At 57.2% G+C, this 1,965-nt stretch carries 3 protein-coding genes; 2 read left to right on the forward strand and 1 reads right to left on the reverse strand.

Annotated features, from left to right (window positions below; genetic code table 11):
* On the forward strand, positions 1-250 hold a 250-nt coding region (locus NW819_RS07185), incomplete at its 5' end, for a hypothetical protein (protein ID WP_414413336.1).
* Position 251: 1 nt separating this feature from the next.
* Here NW819_RS07185 and NW819_RS07190 read toward each other — a convergent pair.
* Positions 252-743 carry a hypothetical protein gene (locus tag NW819_RS07190; protein WP_414413337.1) on the reverse strand — a complete coding sequence of 164 codons (492 nt, stop codon included), beginning with the start codon at positions 741-743 and terminating at the stop codon, positions 252-254.
* A 695-nt stretch (positions 744-1,438) separates the two neighbouring features.
* Between NW819_RS07190 and NW819_RS07195 the strand changes: the two genes are divergently transcribed.
* Positions 1,439-1,965 (forward strand): citrate/2-methylcitrate synthase (locus NW819_RS07195; RefSeq protein ID WP_414413338.1); only part of this gene is annotated, 527 nt, incomplete at its 3' end.

A 1,965-nucleotide genomic window follows, 5' to 3' on the forward strand; every position in this document is an offset into this window, starting at 1 on the left:
GTCCCGCTTACGCGATCGGCAAAACCGCTCGGCAATCGCGATCGATGGCCAGGCCAACGGCTGCACCAAACTCCAGCAGCTCGACAATATGAGCTTTCTCCAGCAACAGCCCATGGGATCCCATTCCCTTAACCAGCCAAACCTGACCGCTGCGTACCTGCTCCAGAAGGGTAGAGGGATCCCGAAGCCTAGCCCAGAGTGGCGGTTCAACCTGCTTTCCAGGGCACGTCTGACCCGTACAGCCCAGTGAGTCAGAGCCGTTGATGGGTGTGGGGGTGCTGTTTGATGTTGTCGGCATCCTTCACCTCCACAACCGCGTTGAGGATCCGTCGGGGCTCAACGCTGTGATTGAGCTTAAACACCCCCCGCTCTGGAGTGCAGGTTTGGTGCAGGGGGATATGGCGAAACTGGGGCTTGCTGCGATAGGTGCGGGCCGCTGCCTGCACCCGTTCCACGAAGTCTTCTCCCAACAACACCCCTGGCGGGAAAACCTCGGCAGGCAAAGTTGGGATCCCGTTGTTCACGATCTCGGCGTAGGTTGTGGCGTAGAGGAGAACATAGGAAGTGCTGCGGCGTTCTTGGGCTAGGCAGTCCAAATCGGCAGCAGGCACCGGCTCGGCCACCAAAACCTCTACCAGGCGACCTTCCTGATCCTGCTGGAAGCAAGTGGCCACTCCCAGCACCACGTACTCCAGTCCTTGCACTGGGCTGGAGCCAAGGTGAGTTTGAGCAGTATCCGACATCGATGCCGATCTCCAAGCGGGGGAGCGAACTTTCACGGCTCCGGCAGGCGCCAAGATCCCTCAAGCCGGGCGCAGTTCTCACCATAGCAACAATTTTTGCGTCGGGCAGCGGGAGCTGTTGCAAGATAGAAGGCAGATCCCAGCCTAGCTCTCTGTAAAGGATGGCAAGGGCGGCACTTGGCTGCAGGGATCCAAACTTTGCTTTACCCAAAAACTGGGCCCTCAAGGCTCACGGCTCGCTGACGCAGTCGCGACAGCTTGCGGAGCAGTAGGGAGCGGCTTTGTGCTATGCTGCCGGCAGCGGCAGGGTAGTCAACCGCTGCAGAAGCCCAACGGTTTAACGACTGGGTCAAACCCAAACAAATAATAATAAAAATAGTTTTGTAATAGTTTTTTGTTGTCTGCAACAACACCCTAGGGCAGGGGGAAGCCGCCTTGAAAAAGAAAACCACTGGGGAGACAAGCGCCGCTGTCGTAGAGGGGAAACCTTCTTGCAAAAGCGAGACGGAGTCCTTTACGGTAAGTGCTGTCACGGAACCAGTAACTGGAATCCTCGCCCTCTAGAGCAGGGAGCATGTCAATGGGGCAAAGCGGGGTCAGTACTGCCCGAGGGGAGCAAGGGGTTGGGTTCCAGGCACCTTTGGCAACCCTTGATTCATCATTATCTAGGAAATACTTGCTCTAAGGATCCGACCATGGCGGATGGCGAATACAGACCAGGCTTGGAAGGCGTTCCGGCCACACGCTCCAACATTAGTTTTGTGGATGGCCAGGCGGGGATCCTGGAATATCGGGGCATCCCCATCGAGGAATTGACCGCCCACAGTACCTTTCTGGAGACAGCCTACCTGCTGATCTTTGGCAAGCTGCCGACCCAATCGGAGCTGGACAACTTTGATCAGGCAATCCGCAGTCATCGACGGGTGAAATACCGCATCCGCGACATGATCAAGTCGTTTCCAGAGTCGGGCAACCCGATGGATGCTCTGCAAACCTGTGTGGCGGGCTTGGGGCTGTTTTACCCGCTGCGGGAGATGGATCCCGACTATGTATTCGGCACCGTCACCCGCTTGCTCTCCAAGCTGCCGACCATGGTGGCCATGTTCCACCAGATGCGACAGGGCAATGATCCCATTCCCCCGGACGACAACCTGGATCATGCTGCCAATTTCCTATACATGCTCTCGGGCAAGAAGCCGGATCCCTGGTTGGCCCGCATTTT

The organism is Synechococcus sp. R8-2 (assembly GCF_047461715.1).
Classification (GTDB): domain Bacteria; phylum Cyanobacteriota; class Cyanobacteriia; order Thermostichales; family Thermostichaceae; genus Thermostichus.